A 22,474-nucleotide genomic window follows, 5' to 3' on the forward strand; every position below is an offset into this window, starting at 1 on the left:
ACCGGCTTTCATGAAATATAGTGCATCGACGAGATGGCGTCCCGTCAGACATCGCGCAGGGCGCGCGCAGGTCATGGGCCGGAGGCGGGCGCGGCGGACGGCGCGGCGGGCGTGGCGGACGGTGCGCCGCCGATCCTCGCGCACCTCGGCGGTCGGCTCCGGCAGCGGCGGACGGAGCTCGCGCTCACCTTGCGCGAGCTCGCCGAGCTCGCCGGCGTGAGCGAGCGCTTCCTGGTGCTGCTCGAGAGCGGGCGGGCGAACGTCTCCGTGGTACGACTCGAGGACATCGGCCGCGCGCTGGGCGCCTCGGCCGCCGCGCTGCTCTCGGCGGGCGAGCTCGGCGAGGAGGCGCCGCCGCGCGGCCGATCGGCCGGCGAGGAGGGGGGAGGGGCGGGCGAGCCCCTCGTCGCGCTGCTCGGCCTGCGCGGGGCCGGCAAGACCACGATCGGCGGCCGCGTCGCGGCGCGGCTCGGCGTGCCGTTCCTCGAGCTCGACGCCCTCGTGGCCGCGCGCGCGGGGATGAGCCTCGCCGCCCTGTTCGAGATCCATGGCAACGCCTACTACCGGCGGCTGGAGCGCGAGGAGCTCGCGCGGCTCGAGGGCGCGCGCGCCCACGGGATCGTGGCCACGGGCGGCGGCCTGGTGACCGATCCGGTGACCTTCGAGCGACTGAGGCGCTGCGCGGTGACGGTGTGGCTCCGGGCGACGCCCGAGGACCACTGGCGCCGCGTGGTCGAGCAGGGGGACGCGCGGCCCATGGCCAACCGGGCCGACGCCATGAAGGAGCTCAGGGCGCTCTTCCAGGCGCGGCGCGCGCTCTATGAGCAGGCCGACTTCTCGGTGGACACGTCGGCGCTCGGTCTCGCGCGCTCTGTCGATCGCGTGGTCAAGATCGCGCGTGAAGCTGGTAGAAGGAACGCGACGCGCTCGCCTTGAGTCGGGGGCGCGCTCCCCCTCCTCACCCATGTCCATGCCGCGCCTCAAAATTCTCTTCGTGGTGTCCGAGTGCGTCCCCTTCAGCAAGACAGGTGGTCTGGCCGACGTGGCGGGCGCGCTGCCGATCGCGCTCGCCGCGGCCGGTCACGACGTGCGCGTCGTGATGCCGGCGTACCGTGCCGCCAAGCGCTACCTCGCCCGCCAGATCGCGCTCGCCGAGCAGCAGCCCGCGGGCAGCGAGGCCGTCGCCGCGCCGGCCGTCGCCGCGGCGGCCGCCGCCGGCAACGGCCTCGCGGCCCCGGCGGCCGGCGCGGCCCCGGCGGCCGGCGCGGCCCCGGCGGCCGGCGCGGCCCCGGCGGCCGGCGCGGCCCCGGCGGCCGACGCGGCCCCGGCGGCCGGCGCGGCCCAAGGCGGAGGCGGCGAGCCCCCGGCGGAGCGCTTCATGCCGCACCGGCTGCCGCTCTCGCTCGGCGTGCCCCTCGGCGGCGGCGAGGCGTGGACCGCCGTCTGGGAGACGCGCCTCGATCCCGGCGCGCCCGGCGCGCCTGCGCCCCGCGTGTACCTGCTCGAGCACGACGTGCTCTACGATCGCGACGGCATCTACGGCGACGCGCACGGCGAGTTCGGCGACAACCTCGCCCGCTACGCGCTCCTGTCTCGCGGCGCGCTGCAGCTCTGCCACGCGCTCGAGTTCTGGCCGGACATCGTCCACGTCCACGACTGGCAGTCGGCGCTCGTCCCGCTCTACCTCAACGTCCTCGAGCACCGGTCGCCGCTCGCCCGCGCCGCGTCCGTGCTGACGATCCACAACCTCGGCTACCAGGGCTGGTTCAACAAGGGACAGCTCCCCACGACCGGGCTCGGGTGGGATCAGTTCCACAGGTTCTGCCTGGAGGCCTACGACAGCATCAACCTGCTCAAGGGCGGCATCTACAACGCCACGCTCGTCTCCACGGTCTCCCCCAGGTACGCGCAGGAGATCCAGACGTGGGAGGGCGGCGAGGGGCTCGACGGCGTGCTGCGGGATCGCGGCACCGACGTGATCGGGATCCTCAACGGCATCGACGATTCCATCTGGAACCCCGCGACCGATCCCCACATCGCGGCGCCGTTCTCCGCCGAGGATCTTGGCGGCAAGCGCCTCTGCAAGGCGGCGCTCCAGCGAGAGATGGGGCTCGAGGAGCGCCCCGACGTCCCGCTCCTCGGGCTCATCAGCCGGCTGGCGACCCAGAAGGGGATCGACATCCTCGCGGGCGCGCTCGACCACATCCTCTCGCTCGACGTCCAGCTCATCGTCCTGGGCTCCGGCGAGCGCTGGGCCGAGGACCTCTTCTCGCGGATCTCCGGCGCGAGCGACCGCTTCCGCGTCTACGTCGGCATGAACGAGGGGCTCGCCCACCGCATCGAGGCGGGCGCCGACCTCTTCCTGATGCCGTCGCGCTACGAGCCCTGCGGGCTGAACCAGATGTACAGCCAGCGCTACGGGACGCTGCCGGTCGTGCGCGCCGTCGGCGGCCTCGACGACACGGTCGAGAACAACGTCACGGGCTTCAAGTTCGAGGAGATGTCGTCGAGCGCGCTCGGGAACACCGTCGCGTGGGCGGTGCACCTCTACCGCGCCGACCCGGCCTACTTCCGGTCGATGCAGCTGCGGGCGATGAAGAAGAACTTCGGCTGGGCGCAAGCCGCGCGGCAGTACGAGGCCCTCTACCGCCTCGCGATCGCCCGCCGCACCGGCCGCCCGTTCTGATCGCGCCCCCGGCGGAGGCGCGGCGCGAGCGGCGCGCGCCTCCCTATGCGGGGAGCGCGCGCCTCCCTCGCGGGAGCGCGCCCGGGCGCGTCACTCCTTTTCGGGCGCGGCCGGCTGCGCGGTCCCGGCGGCCGCGCGCGTCGCCGCCTGGCTCTTCGCCATGAGCGAGCGGGAGAGCGCGCGGTGCTTCCCCTCGATCACCGACACGAAGCTCGTGACGACCGGCAGGAACAGGGCGGGGGAGGTGATCCCCTTGTCCGTCAGCTTGGGCTCGGCCGCCTTCACGTCGCGGATGAAGCCGGCGAGCGCGGGCTCCATGATCTTGGCCCACGGGTCGGTCTGGTGGGTCGAGCCGTACGTCTTGAGCGCGGCCGCGGACGTCTCCAGCTTCTGGAGCGCGGTCTTCTCGGCCGCCGGATCGACGTTCTTGCTGGAGAGGATCAGCATGAGCGCCCGCGCGTCCTCGAGGGCCGTGATCGCCTCCTTCTGGCCCTCTTCCGCCTTCGCGAGGTCGGGCAGGTGCGACGCGTGCCACGCGGACACCGCGAGGCCGAGCTTGTCGGAGTGCGCGTCGAGCTTCTGGAACTCGGCGAGGAGCTTCGCGTGGAGCTCCTTGCCCTTCGCGAAGCTGTCCTTCTTGTACTCCTCGCGCTGGTAGTAGTTGGCCGCTGCGGCGATGTTCTTCGCCAGCTCGGTCGCGAACGGCGCGTACTCGGCGAGCGCGGCGTCGACGTCCGCCATGGCCGGCTCCTTGAGGCTGAGGGCGACGGTGCAAGCGCGCGCGTTGCGCTCGTGCGGCGCGCGCGCGCTGAAGTTGATCGGCCGGCGCTCGGCCGGCTTGCCAGGCGGGGTCGGCGCGCCCTTGGCGGCGGGGGCGCTGGTGCCGCCCGGCGCGGCGGCGGTGCCGGGCAGGCCGGTCGTCTTCGGCGCGGCGGCGCCGGGCGGCTTCGCGGGGAGCGCGCCCTTCGCCTGATCGTCGTTGCCGAAGCTCGGGATCTTCTTCTCGCTGGGCTCCTCCTTGCCGAGGCTCGCGAGGTACGCGTCGCGGGCCTGCTTCAGCGAGAGCGTCCCGAAGTAGCAGACGTCGACGCGGTACTCCTTCATCGACTGCGGGTCGACCTTCGCCATCGGCGACACGGGCGTCCGCAGGCTCGCCTTTCCCTTGTTCGTGGTCGCCGCCGCGGAGCTTGCCGGCTCCGGCTGGGGAGGGGGCGGGTCCTCCTTGCAGCCGGCGGCACCGCTGGCGACGAGCACGAGCGCGATAGAACAGAGAGACCTGACGGAAATCATTCGGTGTGCCTCCTCGGCTGGCGCAGGAACGGGCGCATCATGCCTAAGCCGGCGGCGCTTGCAACACCCGGCCAGGGGCGAGAACTTGCGACCCCGGTCGGGAAAACCCCGCCCTCGGCCCCAAACACGCGACGCCGCTCGGTTCTTCCAGGCCTCCGCCGGGGCTGTCCCTCCCCGGCCTCCGCTGTGGCTGACGAAACGTTCCGGGTCTAATGTCCGCCGCGTGAAGCTGCGAACCTTGACCCTGGACGAGCTGACCATCGACGACGAGCGCTCCTTCCGGCACGTCGCGCTCTACGACGATCTGAAGCAGGCGCTCCGGCGCGAAGGGTACCGCTTTCGCGTGCCCGAGGGCGAGGCGAGCTGGGATCGCGTCGTCTTCTTGAACCTGACGTTCTGGAGCCAGAGCGAGCAAGGCGACCTGATCGCCGGCGACCACCTCGCCGCCGACGTCGTCGCGCACGTCGCGTGGCACCACCTCGCCCACCGCGCGCTCACGGCCGCGGGCGCCTGCGCTCCGCCCAGCGCGGAGGCGCTCCTGCTCGCCGAGGCCATCGCCAGCGCGTTCGATCTGTACCTCGTCGGGCGCCTCCTTGGGCACGCCCCCAACTCCGACTTCCTGGCCACGCAGGTGCCCGCGATGGCCGAGGCGGCCGAGGCGGCTGGCCTCTCCGACGCCGGGTTCGAGGCGCTCCTGGAGAGCGTGGCCGGGAACCCGGAGCGCGCCTTCGAGGACCTCCGCGCCCTGCTCTTCGACGTCACGACGGCGCTCGTGCGCTGCGATCGCCTGAGCCGCGCCGCGGAGATCCTTGCCGGCTTCGACGCCCACCGGTTCGCGCCGCTCCTCCACCACTACGAGCTGTCGAACTGGATCCTGTCGACCCGCGCTTCCGGGTCAGCCCCGGCCCCCGATCCGGTCGCGCGCGCCGTCGATGCGGCGCTGCGGAGCGCGCCGGTCTCGCTGGAGTGGCTGGAGCAACGCTGGGTGCGCCCGCCCGCGCCCCTGCCGGCGCGCGCCGGTGAGCCCTCCGCCTAGGCGAATCCAGCGGGATCCGGCGAAATCCCGCGGCCCGGAGCCGGGCGGAGCGGACGAGCCCGAGGACGACCGCCCCGGTCACCTGTGAAGAAGATTGCGCGTGCTGGCGAGCTGCGCGATTCTCTTCTCAAGGTGCAACTCGCCTGCTCTCTCTGCAGGACCTACGTGGAGATCGGTGTAGGACGCGAGATGCGTCCGTCCTTGCCGTTTGTCTGCAAGACGTGTCGCATGAAGAGCAAGCAATCCGCGGCCGAGAGGGGGGAGCCACGGTCTTCCCCCTCGGGTGTTCCGAGCTCCGCGAGCGGACGCGACCGACGGGAGCCGTCGAGCGAGCCGGAGCGCGCGAAGCCTTCCTCCGGGCGCCGCTCGGAGAGGGGGGCCGGGCTGTCGAGCGATGTGCTGGACGCCGAGACGACGCTCCCGGGCGCTGGCATCCAGCGCCGGCTGGAGCCCGCGGGCGAGGCGGAGCGGCGCGCGGCGCCGGCGGCGGCCGGGGGCAGGCGAGGGCTCACGCTCGCGGAGCGGATCGCGCAGCAGGAGCTGGACGCCGCGCCTGAGTCCAGCCCGAGGGCGCTGGACGCGTTCTACGCGGCGGCCGAGGCCTCGCTCGAGCACGCCGTCGTGACGCCGGACGGCGGGCTGGGGCGGCGCGAGGTCCCGGCGCGGCAGCGCACGTTCGCGGGCCTCTCCTGGGACGACACGCCCCGCGGCGGCGCGGCGCCGCCCGGCAGGAGCCCGTCCGCGCTCCCTCCCGCCGACTCGGATCCCGTCTCGATCCAGGACCTCGCGCAGATGCTCTCCCCGGGGGTCGAGCCGCCGTCGCTCTCGTTCGGCTCGCACGTCCTCGAGGAGGAGCGCGCGAGCCAGCCCGCGCCCGCGCTCGAGCCCGCCGCGGTGCCCCGCGCGGCCCCGCGCACGCCGGTCCCGGCGCGACCGCCGGCGCGGCGCGAGCAGCGCACCACGGCGCCGGTGGCGCGGCCGCGGGCCGCTGCTGTCCCGCGCGCCGGCGGCTCCGCGCGGCCCATCGCGCCGCCGTCGGAGATGCCGCCGGCGCCGCTCTCCGAGATGCCGTCGGCGCCGCTCTCCATCGACGAGGGCCGGCCGTCGTCGCACCGCTCGTCGCCCGAGCTCCGGCTCCAGGACGTGCAGGCGATGGCGGCGCTCGCCCCGCAGCCCATGCCGTCCGCGCGGCGCGCCCGGTCCGGTCCGAGCGCCGCGCAGTTCGCCGACGCCTCGCCGGCGGACCTCGCCTTGCTGGGCTCGCTCGCCCCGTCGCCGGCCGCGGGCCCGCCGCGCGCCGCTGAGGAGCAGCGGCGAGACCGCGCCAGGTCCGAGGCGGCCGAGGCGCAGGGCGCCGCGGGAGGGCCGCAGGATCATGAGAGCGACGAGCGGCCGTCGCACGAGCCGCTCGCGCTCACGAACCTCTCCCCGCGGTCGACCGCCCACGCGGCGGGCGACTGGCCCGGCCAGACCTCTCCCCGCGGGCGCGCCGAGCGCAAGGAGACCTCGGGCCTGATCGACCTGCGCAGCATGGCGCCGCCGCCCGGCGAGGAGGGCGAGGCGCGCCGCAACGAGGACCGGGCCGATCACGAGATCCTGAGCATCAACAGCGGGCTGTTCGATGACGCCGCCGCCGAGCGGAGCTCGGACGCCTCGTTCCCCTCGCAGCCCGTCGAGCCCGAGCTCCTGGCCGTCGAGGGACACACGTCCTCCGGGGAAGAGACGCCGGTGCGCACCTCGATCACGGCCGGCTCCCTCGTGTCCGAGAAGCTGCGCGCCCTCTCGACGCCGGCATCGCGGCAGAACATGGCGCTTGCCGGCTGGGTGACCGTCGTCTTCATCGTGTTCGGCGCTGCGCTCTACCTCGCGCAGGCTTACGGCCGCTCGTCCAGCGCCGTGGAGACCCAGGGCGCGCCCGCAGGCAGCGGCGCGCTCGTTGCGGCGCCGCCCGAGGTGCCGCCTCCGTCGTCCGCCGCGGCGGATCCCGCTGGCCAGACCGCCGATCGGGAGCCGTCCCTGGATGACGAGCCGATCGCGGAGCCGCTGGCCGCTTCTCCCGGCCCTGCGGAGCAGGCGCTGGCCGCCTCGGCCAGCCCTGCCGGCGAGCCAGCTGCACCGCCGCAGCCCGTGCAGACAGGGGCTGCTCCCGGGCCCGCGCCGGCGGCGACCGCCGCGCCGGCGGCGACCGCCGCGCCGGCGGCGACCGCCGCGCCGGCGGCGACCGCCGCGCCGGCGGCGACCGCCGCGCCGGCGGCGACCGCCGCGCCGCAAGCCAGCGAGAAGCCTGATGTCCCCGAGCGCCCTGCCCGGGCCGCGGCGCCGAGCGAGCCCGAGCGCGCCAAGCCGGCGGGCAAGCAGCCGCCGCCGGCGCCGCTCCTTCCGGCGAAGGACGAGCCAGCGCGCTTCGATCAGAGCGCGGCGTCCAGCGTCCTCGCGTCCGCGGCGGCGGTCGCCGCCGGGTGCACCGGCGAGGGCCTCACCGGCACGGCCCGCGTGGCCGTCACCTTCGCGCTCACGGGGAAAGCCATGTCGGCGCGCGTGGAGGGGGGCGACCTGGTCGGGACCGCCACCGCCGGGTGCATCGCCGCTGCGTTCCGCGACGTCGCGGTGCCGCCTTTCGAAGGAATTCCGGTCACCGTCATGAAGCAGGTGAAGATCCGCTGACGACGGGTCGAAAGCTTTCTATCCTCCCGCCGCTGTGCTGGTCGCGCTTCGGGTCAAGAACTTCATCCTGATGGACGCCCTCGAGCTCCGCCTCGAGCCGGGGTTCAACGTGCTCACCGGTGAGACGGGCGCGGGCAAGTCCATCGTCGTGGGCGCGCTCTCGCTGGTCCTCGGCGGCCGCGCGAGCGCCGAGCAGGTCCGCCCCGGCGCGGACGAGGCCGAGATCGAGGCGCTCTTCGACGTGCGCGGCTCCGATCGCGCGATGGCGATGCTCGACGCCGCCGGCATCGCGAGCGAGGGCGAGCTCGTGGTCCGCCGCGTGGTCCAGGCGACCGGCCGCTCGCGCGCCTACCTGAACGGCCGCCTCTGCACCGCGGGCGAGCTCCAGGCGTTCGCCCCGGAGCTCGCCGACGTCGCCTCGCAGCACGAGAGCGTCGCGCTGACCGATCCGTCGACGCACCTCGGCTACCTCGATCGCTTCGGCCGCCTCGTGCCTGCGCGCAGCGAGCTCGCGGCGGACGTCAGCGCGCTCGAGGCGCTCACCGCCGAGCTCAGGGCCGCCCGCGAGCTCGAGCGCGGCCGCGGCGAGCGCGAGGCGTTCCTCTCCTTCCAGCTCCAGGCCATCGACGCGCTGTCGCCGCGCCCCGGCGAGCTCGCCGATCTCGCGGCCGAGCGCAACCGGCTCCGCCACGCGGGCCGCCTGCACGACATCACGCGGCGCGCCGCGTCCCGCCTCGATCAAGGGGACGACGCGATGTGCGACGAGCTCGCGCGCCTCGCCTCGGAGCTCCGGGCGGCGGCGGAGATCGATCCCGCGCTCGACGATGTCGCCCGCGCGGTCGACGGCTGCTGGACGGAGCTCAGCGAGGCGGCCCGCCAGATCGCCCGTTACGCCGAGCGCGCGGAGGCCGACCCGGATCGCCTCTCCGAGATCGAGGATCGCATGTACCGCCTCGAGGGCCTGCTGCGGCAGCACGGCCCCACGCTCGACGACGTGCTCGCCGCGCGGGCGCGCCTCGCGGCCGAGCTGGAGCGCCTCTCGGGGGTCGAGAGCCACGTCGCGGAGCTCGAGCGGCGGCGCGACGCCTTGCTCGCCGTCGCCGCCGAGCGCGCCCGCAAGCTCTCGGCGAAGCGGCGGAGGGCCGGCGAGAAGCTCGGCGCCGCGATCTCCTCGGAGCTCGCCGATCTCGGCATGGGCGGGGCGCGGGTCGTCGTGGACATCGAGCCGCACGGCGGCGACCGCGCCGAGCTGGTCGTCGACGGCGCCCGCCTCGGCCAGGACGGCATCGACCGCGTCGAGTTCCTCATCTCGCCCAACAAGGGGATCGAGCCTCGCCCCCTGCGCCGCATCGCCTCGGGCGGCGAGCTCTCGCGCGCCCTGCTCGCCCTGAAGCGGGTGCTCGCGGAGTGCGGGCCCGCCGGGCTCTACGTCTTCGACGAGGTCGACAGCGGCGTCGGCGGCGCCGTCGCCGACAAGATCGGGCGCGCGATCGGTGACGTGGCGCGCCACCACCAGGTGCTCTGCATCACCCACCTCGCGCCCATCGCGGCGTTCGCCGGCGCTCACTTCGTCGTCGCCAAGGAGAACGCGGGCGGCATCGCCAAGAGCTCGGTCACGCGCGTCGACAAGAAGGACCGCATCGCCGAGGTGGCGCGGATGCTGTCGGGGGCGAAGGTCACCGGCGCGTCGCTCAGGGCCGCGACGGAGCTCATCGAGGCGGCTCGCCTCTGACGCGGACGCCAGCGGGCGCCGGCGTCCCGGACGTCAGCTCCGCGCGAGCGCGTAGTCGTTCAGATCGACGCGGATCATCTCCTTGAGCCAGGGGTGCACCGTGATCGCGGTGCGGTAGAGCCCCTGGGCCATGCGCCGGTAGCTCGTGTGCCCCTGCTTCGCCGAGCGGAGCTCGATGACGTGGAAGAGCTCGCGCAGGTTCAGCGTCCAGAGGGTCCTCACGCGGAAGCCGAGCGGCACCGCGTACTGCGACTCGAGGGGGTAGCGCTCCTCCATCGCGTTCCACGCGTCGCGCGCGGCGAGCATCGCGTCCTGGTAGGCCTCGGCGTGGCCGAGATCCGAGAGGGCCTGCGGCGTCTCGAAGCCGAGCCGGCAGGTGAGCCGCTGCGTCGCCGGCGTCAGCATCCTGTGGCGCTGCAGGTCGCGGTACGCGCCGTAGTCGAGCATCAGCTCGAAGGTCATCGTCGACGCCTCGAACGCGCGCGGCGGCGCGTCGTACGGGCCGCGCTTCTCGCACGCGGCCTTCGCGATCCCGATGAGCTCCGGCAGCGTCGCGCGGTGGAGCGCGTCGCCCAGGTTGTAGGCGTGCACGCCCGGGTCGCTCCCGTCGTACGCGAGCGCGAGCGCGACGCGCTCCAGCGCGTCCTTGTCGTAGCGCACCAGCCGGACGGGCTGGTTGATCACCATCGTCGCGCTCACGCCCTCGTCCGGCGGCGTGTAGACCCGCTTCATCGCCGCGGCGACGGTGGCCTGCAGCGTCTGCCGGAGCTCGTTCGGCGCGGCGTACTTCACGAGCGTCGGGGTCACGGCGAGCGCCGCCGCGTGCATCTCGCGGGCGACCCTGCGCACCTCCTCGAGCGGGTGCGACAGCATCTTCGTGAGCAGGACCTCGAGCGCCCTCGCGTTCGCGGTGAGGCCGATGTTCGTCCGCGTCCCCGCCGGCAGGAGGCCGCGCAGGAGATCGCACGCCTGCGCGCGCAGCGCCCCCTTGTAGGCGGCGTCCGACATCTTCTCGGGCTTCGGCGAGCGCGCGCCGAGCCGCTCGGTCACCCGGGGGACGAGGTCGAGGTAGGTCGCGAAGAGCCGCTCGCTCGAGGCCTTGTATTTCGCGGCGTGCTCGGCGTCGAGCTCCGGCAGGTCGACGAACGAGTGCTGATCGAAGACCACGTAGCGCGTGCTCTTCTCCGTGTACGAGCCGAGCCGCAGGTCCTCGATCACCTTGGACGCGACGATGCTGACGTTCTCGATCGCGAGGTGCACCACGGCGTGCTCGGCGACCGACGCGTGGCCGTAGCCCACGACCCATTTCTCGTGGAAGCTCCGCGCCTTGTCCGACGCGAACGCGAGGCCCCGGCGCGGCCGGCCGCCGGCCTCCGGGGCGACGTCGAGCTCCTCGTCGCCGAGCAGGCGCGCCAGGTTGGTGCGCAGATCGTCCCGGCTGCGCGAGTAGTACGCGAACAGGACGGCGATGACTTCTTCCGGCAGACCCGACAGCGAGAAGACGTCGGCCGTCGGGCTCGACACATACGGCGCGATCCGGGCACGCGACGCTTCGTCCAAGGCCATGCCCCTGCTTCTACTCCCAATCGCAGGCCGGACGGTCGACAAAACTCGGTTTCCGATCGACCGATCCGGGCCACGTCGGCGCACCGCCGCGCCGGCCCTCGTGGCCGGGGCTGGCCGGCGCGCGCGGTCCGGGCACGGCGTGTCGTCGGCGTCGTGCGTGTCGTCGGCGTCGTGCGCGTCGTGCGCGTCGTCGGCGTTGTGCGCGTCGTGCGCGTCGTCGGCGTCGTGCGCGTCGTCGAGCGCGCTCTGCGTCAGAGCGCTCGCGCCGCGGAGACGACGAAGGGATCGGGGAAGATCTCGCTGTTCGCGAGCGGACGGCTGCGACGGGTCAGCACCTCGCAGCCGTTCCTCGTCACGACGATGGTGTGCTCGAACTGTGCCGACAGCGAGCGATCGGCCGTCAGCGCGGTCCACTTGTCTTCCTGGATCTCGACCTCGTAGGTGCCGAGGTTGATCATCGGCTCGATCGTGAAGCACATGCCGGCGCGGAGGCGGGCGCCGCTGCCGTACTTGCCCACGTGCGAGACCTGCGGCGCCTCGTGGAAGCGCCGCCCGATGCCGTGCCCGACGAAGGCCCGCACCACCGAGCAGCCCTCGCCCTCGGCGAACTCTTGAATGGCGGCCCCGATGTCGCCAAGGCGCGCCCCGTCCCGGACCTGGGCGATGCCGAGCTGCAGGCTGCGCCGGGACACCTCGGTCACGTGCTTCGCCTCGGCCGAGGGCTTGCCGATGTAGAAGGTCGCGGACGTGTCGCCGTAGAAGCCGTTGTAGATCGTGGTGACGTCCACGTTGATGATGTCGCCCGGAACGAGGACGCGATCGCACGGGATGCCGTGGCAGACCACGTCGTTGATCGAGGTGCAGACGCTCTTCGGGAACCCGTGGTAGTTGAGCGGCGCGGGGTAGCCGCCGCGGCGGATCGTGTCCTCGTGGACGAAGGTGTTGATGTCCTCGGTGGTGATGCCGGCGCGGATCATCTCGCCGACGCCGAGGAGCGTCTCCGCAGCCATCTGTGAGGCCGTGCGGAGGGCGTCGACTTCTTTGACCGTCTTGATGCTCACGTTGCTCACGGCGCAGCCAGCTCCCCGAGGACGACGGCCTCTTTGACGGCCGCGGCGACCTCCGCTGTATCAGGTGAAAGGTGCCAGTGGATCTCCGCCTCGCCGGCCTCGCCGGCGAAGCGCCGGATGAAGGCGATGAAGGTGAGCCCGCGGAGCCGCGCGTCGATCGCCTTCGCGACGCCGAACGCGCGGCTCTGGGGCCGGATGTGGAGCTCGAACGCCCGGTCCGGCGCCCGGGGCGTGGCCAGCGGAGGGTAGCCCACCTGGATCCCGAGGTGGTAGGTGCTCTGTTCGCCGATCGAGTCGACGGTCACCGTGTTGACGCGGACCCGCGCGACCACGTCTCCCGTCTGCGCCCGCTCGCGGAGGAACGGGTCGGATCTGGGCGAGGGGCCGTCCAGCGAGAAGCCCACGGCGGCAGGCTCGATGTTGTCGTCGAAGACCTCGCGCGCGCGCCCCTCCCACGGGGGCAGGCCGGCCTGTGGATCGACGGACGCCGCGGGCCGCTCGTGATCGGCGACGCAGCCGCCGGCGGGGCCAACGGTCGCCAGCGCGGCGAGCGCAAGGCGCAAAGGTGCAGCACCGGCGGCAGGCATCATCCTTGGGGCCAGAGCTCGTAGCACGTCGGCCGGTCCCTGTCAGGACCCGGCACACACCGGCTACATGCGCTGTCGAGGCTGTTTTGCCCTCGTCGCGGTCTGCCTCGCGCTCGCTCTCCATCGATCCGGCCGAGCGATCGTCCAACGGCGGTCGACCCCGCTCGGTGCGGAGAACCTATTCTCCTGTCCTACCGCAGGTGCTAGCGTTCTCCGGCTTGCCGGGCTGGGTTTCCTGGCTTTTGCGATTGCACAGAGCGCAGGGACAGGGCCTGCGCCGGCTGGAGGAGAAACATGAAAGCGAAGAGGCTCCTGGGAGCGGCGCTGGCTCTGGGGCTGGGCCTTGCGGCGATCACGAGTGCGACCGTGGCGGCTGCCCAGCAGAAGCGGGGGACGAGCGGGGCGGCTGCCGCGGCTCCTGCCAAGCCTGCCGATACGCCGGTGACGAAGAAGACGATCGCGCTGACGCCTCCGGGCATCGCCTGGGGGATGACCACCAAGCAGGTGGCGGCGGTCATCGACAAGATGCTCGATGGGGCGTACGTGCCGCGTTACAAGGCGATCTCGCCCGGCGTGAGGATGAGGGCGCTCGACGCGGAGCTCGCCGAGGAGAAGAGCGCGTTCCGCCGCAGCCGCATCGACTTCGGCGGGTTGCCGACCGGCATCGACGCGACGCCGCTCAAGGGCGAGTACACCTACCTCAACAAGGAATCGATGATGACGCTGACCCGCGAGAGCGGGAAGCGGTACTTCTTCTTCATCCAGGACAAGCTCTGGAAGATCATCGACGAGCACCCGCTGGGCGAGAAGGCCGCCCGCGGCAAGGACTATGCGTCCGCCGTGGTCAAGCTCGCGACGGCGTTCGGGGTGCCGGGCCGCGTGACGCCGCCTGCTCCGGACAAGGGCCGCTACGGCAACGAGGTCGACTGGAAGGACGCCGCCACGCGCTTCCGTGCGATCGAGCGGAACGACTCCGAGATCGCGTTCGCCTACGAGGACCTGGTCACGCTGGGCAGCCTCGATTCGCTCCGCCCCAACAAGCCGGTCGACGCGAACGCCATCGACCCCGCCGTCGCCTCCGCCGTCCGCAAGGAAGACCCCCCTCCCGGCCCGCCCCCCTCCGCCGACAAGCCCGGCAAGAAGAAGTAGCCCTTTTCCCGGTCCCGCCCCGGCAACCCAGCCGAGGCGGTCCCTCCGCATCCCGGCAACCCAGCCGAGGCGGTCACCCGCACAGGAGACGGGTCCAGATCGGCGTTTTCGGCGCGGAAGCGCACTCCTGTGCGCTGAGCACCGAAAACGTCGAGATGGGCCCGTATCCGCAGCGGGTGCCCGCCTCACGCTAGCGAGGCGCCGTCGGGGACACGCATGCCGTTGGTCACGATGACCCGCGCGGACGGCGCGACGGCGAGCACCGCTGGCTCGATCACCGCGCGCGCGGTGAGCATCGCCCCGGGGCAGCCCGAGCACGCGCCGGCCAGGTGGAGCGTCAGGTGATCGGGCTCGACGGCCACGATGTAGAGCTCACCGCCGTCGGCTCGGACGAGCGGCGCGATCACCTCGCGACAAACCTTGAGAAGCTGATCGATGGAAGCCGGCATGGGGGTGAGCTCGGCAGCGCGAGCCAGTCGCCACAGCCTAGCACGGTAGCGCTCGATAAGGAGATCTCCCCAGGCCCGCCGCCGGCCGCCACAGCACCCGGGCCGCAGGGGACCGCCCCGGAGGGCGCGCTCAGAGCGTCGAGACGAGGGCGGCGACGCCGGCGTCCGCGGCGAGCTCCGGAGCGCGCTGCGCCGCGGCGCCGAAGGTGCGGCCGGCGATCTCCACCGTGCCGCTCCAGGGGCCCGAGGTCGTCTTCGCCGGCAGGTCCAGCTTCTCGAGCGCCTCGGTGTTGACGTCGGGCGTCACCGGTCCGCCGTACGCCTTCGCGCCCTTCCACGCGAAGACGTAGAGCAGCGGCGTCGACTTCAGCCCGTCGCGCTTGGCGAGCTCGGCGATGTCACGCTTGGCCGCCTCCTGCAGCCGGTACGCGTAGGCGCGGAACGACCAGCCCGTGACGAAGAGGCCCTGGAGCTCGCCGCCGCTCCGTGTGACCGGATGCACGGCGACCCACTGGAGATCGGGGCCGTTCCTGACCCCGCGCATCTCCTGCATCTCCCCGAACGCCTCGACGACGCCGCTGCCCGGGGCCAGCACCTTCCTGAGCTCGGGGAACGAGGCCAGGACGGACCTGTTGGCGAGCATGTCCGGATCGGCCTCGCTGCGCAGCACCGTGCCGCTCGGATCGGCGAAAGAGAAGAAGGTGCTCTTCGCGAACTCGAGGTCCTTCACCGAGGCGCGCGCTCCCGCGATCGCCTTCTGGAGCCCGAGCAGGTTCGCGCCCGGGTCGGTGTCCACCAGCGCAGCGAGCTTCTGCGAGCCCGCGGGGAGGCCCGCCCGCACCTGCCCGACGTCCTCCGCGACGACCGGCGCGAGCTTGGCGCAGAGCTCCGCGGCGTGCTTCTGGGAGGTCTTGCCGTCCTCCTGACACGCGCTCCCGAGGGCGACGGCCAGCGCACAGGCGAGCACGGCAGGCTTGCTTTCGCTTCGGGCGAAGGTGGAAGAGCGCATCATCGAGAACGACTCTCCGAGGCGAGCGGAGTTCCGGCGGCCGGGACCATCACGCCTCACAGGGTTTCCGGGGTTACAAAGATGATCTCGACCCGGGCGTTGCGGGCGCGCTCGCTGCCCCCCGGATCGACGACCGGGGACGCGGTTCCCGCGAGGAACGGCGCGATGGACGGGCCCGCGGGCGCCCCCGCGGCGGTCGCACCTCGCGCCGGAGCGAGGGCGCGGACGACGGCATCGGCCCGCGCCGCCCACGCGGGCTCTTCCCTGGCGCGGATCTCCCGGTCCGTGTGCACGACCACGGCCACGGGAAAGGAGGGGTGCGCCGCGGCGACCAGCGCGAGGTCGCGGAGGCGCGCCTCGCCGGCCTTCGTGAGGGCGTTGCCGGCGAACAGCCCGCGAAGCGTGACAACGATGCCGCGATCGTCGCGGACGGGCGACCAGGTGCCTGCGGCCGAGAGCTCTGCGAGGAGCGCGTCACCAGCGCCAGGCGCGCGGGTCACCGGCGTGGCGGCGCGGCGCGCGGCCGTCAGCGCGGCGAGGCAGCCTGCCCGGGCGCGGGAAGCCTGGTCGATGGGCGCCGGGACGGCGCGGGTGGAGCCGCTCGCCTCGGCGAGCTCCGCGTCGAGCTTCTTGATCGCGGCGGTCGCCCCCTCGAGCTGCGTCGCGAGCTCGGCGCTGCCGGGCTGGGGGCCGGCGGGGCTCGCGGCCGCGGGCTGCGCGCCTGCGGGGCTCGCGGCCGCGGGCTGCGCGCCTGCGGGGCTCGCTCCTGCGGGCTGGGCTCCAGCGGGGCCGGCGCTCGCGGGCTGCGAGCTGTCCTGCGGCGCCGGTGCGATCAGGAGGCGCGCCGCGCCGCACAGCAAGCGGGCCTGGAGCGCGAGCGAGCGCGCGGCGGCGAGGCGCGCCTTCTCGCGATCCGCATCGGCCTTGCCCGACGGGACCACGGGCTGCGCGTCCCGGGCGACCTTGGTCCGCATGTCGAGCGCGTCGATCTCGGCCGCGACGCGCGATTGCTCGGCCTCGAGGCCCGCGAGCGACGCCTCGCCCGCGGAGCGCTGCGCCTTCGCCTCGGTCTCGGCCGCCTCGGCCCGAGCCACCCGCGACAGCGCGTGCGCGTGCGCGTGCGCCGCGATGGCCTGCTCGCCCAGGATCTGCGCCCCGGATCGATCCTCGCTCTCGAGCGCGGCGAGCGCGTCGCCGCGCAGCTTCTCCGCCCGCGCGAACGCGCCCGGCGCGTGCCGCTTCGACTCGGCGGCGGCCGCCCCCGCGCGGACATGATCGAGCTCATCGAGCACCGCTGGCCGCGGGATCGGCGCGCACGCGCCGAGGAGCACCCCCGCGACGGCGACCCCTGCGAGGCGACGCGCGCTCAAGGCGCGCCCTCCTGGCCCACCGGCGCCGTCGCCTTGCCGGCGCCGCCCTTGGGCCCGGCGCCTGGCGCCGCGGTCGGTGCTCCCCGCGTCGCCTCCCTGCGCGCCGCCCCTCTCTTGCCAGCCTCGATCCGCTGCGCCTCGACGTTCGCCGCGGCCCTGGTCGCGTCGCGCGCCTCGGCCTCGATCCGCTCGAGCTCCGCCGCGGCGCGACCTCGCCGCGCCTGCGTCTCTTCGAGCAGCGCGCGCGCCCGCTCGAGCTTCGTCTCGACCTCGCGCGCGCGCTTCGCGGCCTCCACGGCCGCCGCCTCCGCCGCGGCGGCGCGCAGCAGCGTCCTCGCCGCCTCCGCCCACTCGAGGGCCACCGCGTCGAGCCGCCGCGCGTTCGTCGCGTCGCCCGCCGCGCGCGCGCCGTGGGCGCGCTGGAGCGCGCGCTTCGCGTGCGCCACCGGCTCGGCCACGACCTTCGCGGCGCTCGGCGAGGGCCCGCTCGCCGCGCTCGGCGCCCCGACAGCGGCCTCCTCGCCGTCGGCGGTCTCCTCGCCGTCGGCGGCCTTCTCGCCATCGGCGGCCTTCTCGCCGCCGGCGGCCTTCTCGGCGGCGGCCTTCTCGCCGGTGGCCTTCTCGCCGGCGACGGCTGCGGGCGGGGGCGCGACGCGGCCCTCGATCTCGCGGAGGATCTGCGCCGCCTTGGCGCCGTCGCCGGGGGGCGGCGCGGGCACCGTGGCGAGCGGCTTCTCTCCTCCGCCGTGCGCCAGGGCGTCGGCGCTGCCGAGCGTGGCCGCGAGGGCGAGGAGCAGCGCCTGGCTCCACCGGCGCTGCCGCGCGTCACAGGGAATGGGGCGGGAACGCACGTCCGCCAGGTAGCAAACAGGGCTTCCGCGAGCAAGCGCAGCGGCGCCGCGGCTGCAGGGACCCGCGCGCGGCCGACGCGGGCAGCGCGCGTCACTCCGGCAGGAAGTTGCGGATGGCCCAGTCGATCTGCTGCTGGTGCCGCTCGACCAGCGCCTTCGCTCCGCCTGCTTCGTGGAGGAAGACGCGATCGTCGTTGACGAAGACGGTGAGGTAGTAAAGGTGCGCTTCCTTCCCCTCGTCGTGCCCGAAGCGCAGCTGGACGCCCGGCAGGCCGTTCCGGGCCTTCACGTCGGTCTTGCCGAGCAGCGCGTAGCCGCCGCCCTCGCGCAGCCGCTTCTCGATCACGCGGGACCAGAAGGCGAGGTCGCCCTCCGGATCGTTCTCGAACGCGCGGATCCCGATCACCAGCCCCTCGGCGGTGGTCGCGCGGTACTCGTCGCCGCCGTAGCGATCGCCGAGATCGACGAACCCCGGCGGGGTCGCGGGGACGAAGGGCCGGCCGCAGCCGAGCAGCGCCGCCGCGCCGGTGAGCGTGGCGAAGAGGGCGAAGGCGTGGCGAAGGGAGTGGTTCATCGGAGGCGCCCGGTTCACAGGTTGAGGAGCCGCGAGAGGCCGAGCTCGTTGAGCCAGTCGATGGGGAGCCGCGGGCCCGACGGGGCGAGGGTCTCCGTCGAGCGCGGCTGGAAGGACACGGTGAGGGTCGAGAACGCGATCCGATCGCGCAGGAACTTGAGCCGCCCCTCGAGGCGCTCGAGCTCGCCGGACACGCGCGCGAGCTCGCGCTCCAGCTGGATCGACTCCTCGACCTTCGCGGCCTTCTCGAGGAGCTTCTCCAGGCGATCGCGCACGGCGCGCGCGTTCCGGATGCGAATGGCGAGATCGAAGAACTCCTCGGTCACGTCCTGGGCGACCACGTTGCGCTGGAGGATGTCGCCGAGCTCCGCCAGGCGCTTCAGGGCCTCGTCGAACCGGGCGGCGGGGACGCGGATGGTGATCGTCCGATCGTCGCGGCGGGCGAGGAAGCCGCCGAGCTCCCGCGCGAGCGCCTCGACCTTGCCGAGCGACGCGCCCACCTCGAACACCGCCATCGCGATCTCCGCGGTGTAGACGAGGAGGGGCGCCGGCGCCTCGCTCACCTGGGCGGCGCCCTGCGGCGCGGCGCCGGCCGCTGTCGGCCCGGTGGCCGGGGTCTGCGCGCCGGTGGCCGGGGTCTGCGCGGCGGGGCCGGGCGCCGCCCGCCCGGGCGCCCCGCCCGAGGCGTTCGTCGACGTCGGCGGGGGCGCGGCCTTCGCGAGCTCCGCCGTGGTGACCGACCGCTCGAGGTCGTACGACGAGTCGCCGCGCAACGACTCCTCGACCGCGTCGCCGCCCGGAGGCGCCATCGCGGTGGCAGGAGGCGCCGGCGCGTATCCCGGCATCGGCGCGCCCGCGGCGTCCTTCGCTGCGGCGTAGGGACTGGAGGCGCAGGCCGCAGGGCCTGCGAGCAAGGCAAGGAGAGCCCAGGCGGGCAGCGTTCTTCGCATGGTTCCTCGGAGCGTCGGGCCGTCGGCAGGCGCTCAACGCGCCGCCCCGAGCGACCTTACACCATCGGCTCAGCCGTCCTGGGATGGCGGGACGGCGTTCGGCGCATGGTCTCGGCGCGCGCACGGCCCGCCAGGCCCGGCAGGCGCCCAGCCGACCCAAGCCGGCAGGACCCGGTGCACCACCGGCAGCGGTCCGACGTGCCTCGTGCTCGTGATCGCCGCCCGGCTGCGATTTGACGTGAGATAACATACTTCAAATCGCCGCCTGGCAGAGGGGCAGCGTAAGCCATCTTGCTTGTGATCGCCGCCCGCCACCCGATTTGCGCCAGTGGACTGCCGCGCACCCCCGGCAGGCGGCGAAAAAAGGAAGAGGGCTTACGTCAGTAGGGGGGAAGGCGGCGGTTCAGGCAGGACTGCTTACGTCTCGCGCCATGGCGCCGGGGGGGTGGTCGTGGCGGGTGGCGGGGAGGTCCGGAGCGAGTCGGTAGCCGTGCAGCAGCACGACCCGGTGCCCCAGCCTCGCGCCGAGGTTCCGCGCGAGCTGCTTATCCATAGCAAAGCCATCGCATCACGATAGTTGATGTCCGCGGCGGCGGTGGGGTGCACATCACCCCGCTCACCCCGCTGTCTCGGTGCCTGGCCCCCGGTCTGGCATTCCATTCCTTTCGCCCAGGCCGCACCAAAGATCACGCAGCCGATAACGATTCCCACACGATTGGCTCATTGTGTCGGTAAGCGCTCGTTGTTCAACGCGCCGACACGGGCCAGCTTGGAAGACAGGGCGCGATGCGGCGTGACGCGACGATTCCTCCATTCGTTTCTTCGAATCGATCCAGGGTGGCGCAGGACGCGACGATGGATTAGGGACGTTCGCCGATGCACAACCGCTCTGACCAGTTCGCGAAGAGCTTGCTGCGCGACGGGCTGAGCCTCGCCTCAACGGCGCAGACCGAGGTCGAGGTCCTGGCGGCGACCCAGAAGATCGATGTCTTCAGCATGCCTGATCCAGCTCGGGAGGCCGAACGCGCCAGGATGGGCCTGCTCGGCGAGCTCTCGGCGGAGCCGAGCCTGTTCGAGCCGTGCTCGCGGAGCTGCCCCGGACGCGCGCGACGCTGCTCCTGCGGCTGCTCGGCTCGGGCCGCCTCCTGAGCGAGGCGCTGGCCGATCTGGCGCTGCTGCCGGACGATGCCTGGGAGAAGAGCATCGTCCAGCCGCTGCTGGTACACTTCCGGCTCGGAACCGAGGAGCCGATCGACGAGGACGACGAGGTGAGCGCAGAAATCCGGGCGTGGGTCGAGGAGTACGAGCAGAAGCTTCGGGCCGAGGCGCGAACGGAAGGCCTCAACGAGGGGCGCGCCCGGGAGGCGGCGCGTGCCGTGCTGACCGCGCTCCGGGTCCGCGGCATCGCCGTGTCGGACGTCGTGCGGGAGCGCATCCTGGCCGAGAAGGATCCGGAGACGCTGGAACGGTGGCTTGAGCGGGCCATCGTCGCTGCATCGCTCGCCGAGGTGTTCGACGGGCTGAGCTGAGCCACCGGAGCGCCGTCGGGGGGGTCGGCGCGCGGAGGGGAGCCCTGCGGTGGCGAGCGCGTGCTGCGTGCCCGCGCGCGCCCGCCCCGGCCTGCGCCTGTGCGCCTACGCCGCCCCGGGCGCGCGGCGGAGCTGGCGCGCCCAGTACGAGACGCCCGCGCCCGCGCCCGCGATCGCCGACGCGGCGAGCATCGCGGGCAGCGCCGAGGGGAGCGCGATCGCGGTGAAGACCGCCGCGAACTGCACCACCGTCGCGAGCTTGCCAGGGATGTTGGCGCTCGCCGTCGACAGGCGCGCGCCCTGGAAGCGGCGGCTCACCGCGATCCAGAGCGCGAGCGGCAGCTCGAGGAGCTCGCGGGCCAGCAGCGCCGGGATGCCCCAGAGGGGGAGCGCGCCGCTCTCGAGGAGCGTGCCCACCACCGCGAGCGCGAACACCTTGTCCGCGATCGGGTCGACGATCGCCCCGGTGGGCGTCACCTGACCGGAGCGGCGGGCCAGCCAGCCGTCCAGCACGTCCGTCAGGCCTGCGCAGCAGAGGACGGCGAGGGCGAGCGCAGGCCGCGTGGCGACGATCGGGAACAGGGCCGCCAGCGGCAGCCGGGCCAGGCTCACGAGGTTCGGCGGAAGCGCGAGATCGCGCGGAGACAGGGTCGACATGCGAGGAACTCCACGCGCCGCATGCGACGCAGAAGCCTGGGCCCTGACCCACGTCGAGCGCGGCCGAGCCCGCCCTAACCCAGTCGAGCGCGGCCCTGCCCGCCGCGCCCCGGCCGGCAGCCGCGCCGGCCCGCCCACCGCGAGGCGCCGCGGAGGATCAGCTGGCCACGCGCACCGTGAGCACGGGGACGTTGCTCTTCCGGATCACCTGCTCGGCGACGCTCCCGAGGAAGAGGTGCGAGATCCCCCGGCGGCCGTGCGTGCCCATGACGATCATCGCCGCCCCCTGCTCGTCGGCGGCGGCGAGGATCTCGGTCGCAGGATCGCCCTCGCGCAGCGCCGTCGAGAGCCCCCCTGTCTGCGCCGAGAGCTGCTGGACCGCGCGCGACGCGGCGGCGCTCACCTCGGCGTGGAACCCGGGCATCAGCGCCGGCTCGAGCCCGGGGTACGTGTAGACCGGGAGCTGGTAGACGTGCAGCAGCACGACCCGGTGCCCGAGCCTCGCGCCGAGATCCCTCGCGAGCTCGATCGCCTTCATCGAGGCCGCCTCGAAGTCGACAGGCACCAGTATCACGTTCGCGCCTTCCTTCATCGCGCTCTCCTCGCACGCGGGACCGGGGGTCCCGTCGAACTTCGAACTTCGACCGACGCTGACCTCCGGGACGCCTTCGATGCCGGCGGAGGCGCGTCGCGCGCATCTTGGATCCAAAAATCGGCCACTCCCAGGAGAAACTGTTCCATGGAAGCCGCGCCGACGCCCTGGGCGGTACGCGGCACGCGGGGGGCTCGGGCCGATCCGCCCGGATCCCGGCCGCAAATCAGGCGTCGCGCGGGCGCGCGGCAGCGCGGCGGCGATCACCTGGCGGACTGCTGGGGCCGCGTGCGCGCGCCGTCGAGCGTGACGCCGCGACCGACCTCGTCGGCAGGGTCGGGCGCCGCGGGCTCGGGCTCGCGGCCGGGGCGCGCGCGCGGCTCCGCGGCGCGCTGGCTCTGCCGCGCGCGCACGAGCGCGCTCTGGTTCGCGCGCACGAGCGAGGACAGCAGCGAGCACTGCGCCCTCCGCCGCGCGACGTAGGCCGCGTCGCGCGCGATCGTGGAGCGCGGGCGCTCGCGCGCCACGCGCTCGGCGATCGCGAGCGCCTCCTCCGCCTGCCTGAGCTCGGCGATCGCGAGCGGCGAGAGCGGGTTGTCCTGCGCCTGCACGACGGCGGCGCGCGCCGTCAGCAGCTCGGGCGGCGGCGCGGCAGCGCGCGTCGCGCAGCCCGCGAGCGCGAGCGCCATGGCGAGCGGGGCTCCGGCGCGCAC

The 22,474-nt window shown here is 73.8% G+C and carries 21 protein-coding genes; 8 read left to right on the top strand and 13 right to left on the bottom strand.

The genetic code is table 11. The annotated features are described in order from the left end of the window. The first annotated feature begins 33 nt into the window (after positions 1-33). Entirely contained in the window at positions 34-936 is a 903-nt protein-coding gene (locus tag WMF27_RS05675) for a shikimate kinase (protein WP_437761270.1), read from the top strand. Between the two features lie 34 nt (positions 937-970). Beyond that, positions 971-2,686, top strand: coding sequence for a glycogen synthase (locus tag WMF27_RS05680; protein WP_437769896.1), 1,716 nt, complete (start codon positions 971-973; stop codon positions 2,684-2,686). A 90-nt stretch (positions 2,687-2,776) separates the two neighbouring features. Here WMF27_RS05680 and WMF27_RS05685 read toward each other — a convergent pair whose 3' ends face one another. After that, positions 2,777-3,976 (bottom strand): DUF3829 domain-containing protein, encoded by a 1,200-nt coding sequence (locus WMF27_RS05685; protein ID WP_437761269.1) that lies wholly within the window; start codon positions 3,974-3,976, stop codon positions 2,777-2,779. 223 nt (positions 3,977-4,199) lie between these two features. Here WMF27_RS05685 and WMF27_RS05690 point away from each other — a divergent pair, with 223 nt between their 5' ends. The 3 genes from WMF27_RS05690 to recN all read left to right on the top strand — a co-directional run bounded on the left by WMF27_RS05690 (position 4,200) and on the right by recN (position 9,408). Beyond that, positions 4,200-5,012, top strand: coding sequence for a hypothetical protein (locus WMF27_RS05690; protein WP_437761268.1), 813 nt, complete (start codon positions 4,200-4,202; stop codon positions 5,010-5,012). 396 nt (positions 5,013-5,408) lie between these two features. Next, on the top strand, positions 5,409-7,676 hold the full coding sequence (locus tag WMF27_RS05695; RefSeq protein WP_437761267.1) for a hypothetical protein: 2,268 nt from the start codon (positions 5,409-5,411) through the stop codon (positions 7,674-7,676). A 34-nt stretch (positions 7,677-7,710) separates the two neighbouring features. Continuing rightward, positions 7,711-9,408: a DNA repair protein RecN gene (recN, locus tag WMF27_RS05700; RefSeq protein WP_437761266.1), complete on the top strand. Its 1,698-nt coding sequence runs from the start codon at positions 7,711-7,713 to the stop codon at positions 9,406-9,408. 33 nt (positions 9,409-9,441) lie between these two features. Here recN and WMF27_RS05705 read toward each other — a convergent pair whose 3' ends face one another. The 3 genes from WMF27_RS05705 to WMF27_RS05715 form a co-directional block, all read right to left on the bottom strand. Further along, positions 9,442-10,974 (bottom strand): FAD-dependent thymidylate synthase, encoded by a 1,533-nt coding sequence (locus WMF27_RS05705; protein WP_437761265.1) that lies wholly within the window; start codon positions 10,972-10,974, stop codon positions 9,442-9,444. 251 nt (positions 10,975-11,225) lie between these two features. Then, entirely contained in the window at positions 11,226-12,044 is an 819-nt protein-coding gene (gene map / locus WMF27_RS05710) for a type I methionyl aminopeptidase (RefSeq protein ID WP_437761264.1), read from the bottom strand. Then, on the bottom strand, positions 12,041-12,607 hold the full coding sequence (locus tag WMF27_RS05715) for a cobalamin ABC transporter substrate-binding protein (RefSeq protein WP_437761263.1): 567 nt from the start codon (positions 12,605-12,607) through the stop codon (positions 12,041-12,043). Before WMF27_RS05715 ends, map begins: the two co-directional genes overlap by 4 nt. A gap of 318 nt (positions 12,608-12,925) precedes the next feature. Here WMF27_RS05715 and WMF27_RS05720 point away from each other — a divergent pair, with 318 nt between their 5' ends. Then, positions 12,926-13,780 (top strand): hypothetical protein, encoded by an 855-nt coding sequence (locus WMF27_RS05720; RefSeq protein ID WP_437761262.1) that lies wholly within the window; start codon positions 12,926-12,928, stop codon positions 13,778-13,780. Positions 13,781-13,965: 185 nt separating this feature from the next. Here WMF27_RS05720 and WMF27_RS05725 read toward each other — a convergent pair whose 3' ends face one another. The 6 genes from WMF27_RS05725 to WMF27_RS05750 all read right to left on the bottom strand — a co-directional run bounded on the left by WMF27_RS05725 (position 13,966) and on the right by WMF27_RS05750 (position 18,983). Continuing rightward, positions 13,966-14,229, bottom strand: a complete 264-nt coding sequence (locus WMF27_RS05725) for a NifU family protein (RefSeq protein WP_012233706.1) — start codon at positions 14,227-14,229, stop codon at positions 13,966-13,968. Positions 14,230-14,359: 130 nt separating this feature from the next. After that, positions 14,360-15,196 (bottom strand): hypothetical protein, encoded by an 837-nt coding sequence (locus WMF27_RS05730; RefSeq protein ID WP_437761261.1) that lies wholly within the window; start codon positions 15,194-15,196, stop codon positions 14,360-14,362. Between the two features lie 98 nt (positions 15,197-15,294). After that, on the bottom strand, positions 15,295-16,608 hold the full coding sequence (locus tag WMF27_RS05735; RefSeq protein WP_437761260.1) for a hypothetical protein: 1,314 nt from the start codon (positions 16,606-16,608) through the stop codon (positions 15,295-15,297). After that, a complete protein-coding gene (locus WMF27_RS05740; protein WP_437761259.1) occupies positions 16,605-17,459 on the bottom strand; it encodes a hypothetical protein in 855 nt (284 codons plus the stop codon). The genes WMF27_RS05735 and WMF27_RS05740 overlap by 4 nt, the downstream gene beginning before the upstream one ends. A gap of 91 nt (positions 17,460-17,550) precedes the next feature. Further along, the gene (locus WMF27_RS05745) at positions 17,551-18,033 is read right to left on the bottom strand and encodes a serine/threonine protein kinase (RefSeq protein WP_437761258.1); all 483 of its coding nucleotides are present in this window, start codon (positions 18,031-18,033) and stop codon (positions 17,551-17,553) included. Between the two features lie 14 nt (positions 18,034-18,047). Next, the gene (locus WMF27_RS05750; RefSeq protein ID WP_437761257.1) at positions 18,048-18,983 is read right to left on the bottom strand and encodes a DUF4349 domain-containing protein; all 936 of its coding nucleotides are present in this window, start codon (positions 18,981-18,983) and stop codon (positions 18,048-18,050) included. 876 nt (positions 18,984-19,859) lie between these two features. Between WMF27_RS05750 and WMF27_RS05755 the strand changes: the two genes are divergently transcribed. Together WMF27_RS05755 and WMF27_RS05760 are read left to right on the top strand one after the other, a co-directional pair. Further along, on the top strand, positions 19,860-20,132 hold the full coding sequence (locus tag WMF27_RS05755) for a hypothetical protein (protein WP_437761256.1): 273 nt from the start codon (positions 19,860-19,862) through the stop codon (positions 20,130-20,132). Further along, entirely contained in the window at positions 20,063-20,512 is a 450-nt protein-coding gene (locus tag WMF27_RS05760; protein WP_437761255.1) for a hypothetical protein, read from the top strand. The genes WMF27_RS05755 and WMF27_RS05760 overlap by 70 nt, the downstream gene beginning before the upstream one ends. Positions 20,513-20,617: 105 nt before the next feature. On the opposite strand, the gene WMF27_RS05765 is transcribed toward WMF27_RS05760, so the two are convergent. The 3 genes from WMF27_RS05765 to WMF27_RS05775 all read right to left on the bottom strand — a co-directional run bounded on the left by WMF27_RS05765 (position 20,618) and on the right by WMF27_RS05775 (position 22,474). After that, positions 20,618-21,169: a CDP-alcohol phosphatidyltransferase family protein gene (locus WMF27_RS05765; RefSeq protein ID WP_437761254.1), complete on the bottom strand. Its 552-nt coding sequence runs from the start codon at positions 21,167-21,169 to the stop codon at positions 20,618-20,620. 157 nt (positions 21,170-21,326) lie between these two features. Further along, positions 21,327-21,761, bottom strand: a complete 435-nt coding sequence (locus WMF27_RS05770) for a universal stress protein (protein ID WP_437761253.1) — start codon at positions 21,759-21,761, stop codon at positions 21,327-21,329. Positions 21,762-22,024: 263 nt separating this feature from the next. Continuing rightward, positions 22,025-22,474, bottom strand: a complete 450-nt coding sequence (locus WMF27_RS05775) for a hypothetical protein (RefSeq protein WP_437761252.1) — start codon at positions 22,472-22,474, stop codon at positions 22,025-22,027.

The sequence above is a fragment of the Sorangium sp. So ce281 genome, assembly GCF_051527395.1.
Classification (GTDB): domain Bacteria; phylum Myxococcota_A; class Polyangia; order Polyangiales; family Polyangiaceae; genus Sorangium; species Sorangium cellulosum_B.

Bases quoted from the DNA above. Each gene is read 5' to 3' on its own strand.
- WMF27_RS05675 (WP_437761270.1), top strand. From the start codon at position 34: ATGGCGTCCCGTCAGACATCGCGCAGGGCGCGCGCAGGTCATGGGCCG.
- WMF27_RS05680 (WP_437769896.1), top strand. From the start codon at position 971: ATGCCGCGCCTCAAAATTCTCTTCGTGGTGTCCGAGTGCGTCCCCTTC.
- WMF27_RS05685 (WP_437761269.1), bottom strand. From the start codon at position 3,976: ATGATTTCCGTCAGGTCTCTCTGTTCTATCGCGCTCGTGCTCGTCGCC.
- WMF27_RS05705 (WP_437761265.1), bottom strand. From the start codon at position 10,974: ATGGCCTTGGACGAAGCGTCGCGTGCCCGGATCGCGCCGTATGTGTCG.
- WMF27_RS05720 (WP_437761262.1), top strand. From the start codon at position 12,926: ATGAAAGCGAAGAGGCTCCTGGGAGCGGCGCTGGCTCTGGGGCTGGGC.
- WMF27_RS05725 (WP_012233706.1), bottom strand. From the start codon at position 14,229: ATGCCGGCTTCCATCGATCAGCTTCTCAAGGTTTGTCGCGAGGTGATC.
- WMF27_RS05745 (WP_437761258.1), bottom strand. From the start codon at position 18,033: ATGAACCACTCCCTTCGCCACGCCTTCGCCCTCTTCGCCACGCTCACC.
- WMF27_RS05750 (WP_437761257.1), bottom strand. From the start codon at position 18,983: ATGCGAAGAACGCTGCCCGCCTGGGCTCTCCTTGCCTTGCTCGCAGGC.
- WMF27_RS05755 (WP_437761256.1), top strand. From the start codon at position 19,860: ATGCACAACCGCTCTGACCAGTTCGCGAAGAGCTTGCTGCGCGACGGG.
- WMF27_RS05765 (WP_437761254.1), bottom strand. From the start codon at position 21,169: ATGTCGACCCTGTCTCCGCGCGATCTCGCGCTTCCGCCGAACCTCGTG.
- WMF27_RS05770 (WP_437761253.1), bottom strand. From the start codon at position 21,761: ATGAAGGAAGGCGCGAACGTGATACTGGTGCCTGTCGACTTCGAGGCG.